The organism is Actinocorallia lasiicapitis (genome assembly GCF_054778695.1).
Genome location: NZ_BAAGZI010000909.1, coordinates 1 through 557, shown reverse-complemented (window position 1 = coordinate 557; position 557 = coordinate 1). Strand labels below are relative to the sequence as shown.

Below are 557 nucleotides of genomic sequence, written 5' to 3'. Positions count from 1 at the left end.
CCGGCAGGACGGGCGGAGCGATCACCGGCAGGCGCGGTTCGGCCGTCACGGCCCTCGGCGCGGCGCGCTCCCCGGACAGCGGGGCGACGATCTTCCCGGCCTGGGCCCTGACGACGGGATCGGGATGGTCGAGCGCGTTCCCGACCGCGGTGAGCGTCGCGCCGGTCCGGCCGCCGGACGTCCGGGCGAGCCAGGTGAGGGTGGCTTTGACCAGGCGTTTCTCCGGCCGGAACAGCAGGCTCTCGGCGGCCTCGGCGAACAGCGCGGGCGGTAGCGGCTCCACGGCGTCGGCCAGCCGGAGCTGGTCGAACGCCAGATCGGCGACGGCCGTCGGCGTGGCGGGCAGCATCCGGACGTAGTCGCGGAGCCGGGGCCCGCTCTCCCCGGGATCCGGTGCGAGCGTGCGGTGGAGGCGGAGGAACCAGCGCAGATCGACCGGACGTCCGCCGCGCAGCAGCCGCCCCGTGAGCCCGTCGAGCAGCGCGGCCCGGTCGGGATGGGCGGCCACCGCCCGCGACCACGCGTCGCCGTGCCGCTCCAGTGCCGGGCCGAGCCCG

General features: G+C 77.4%; 1 protein-coding gene. It reads right to left on the bottom strand.

Features of this window, described 5'->3' with window-relative positions; all coding sequences use genetic code 11:
• Positions 1-557, bottom strand: a 557-nt coding sequence (locus ACYVE7_RS35445; RefSeq protein ID WP_460371082.1) for a hypothetical protein, incomplete at both ends; no start/stop codon positions are given.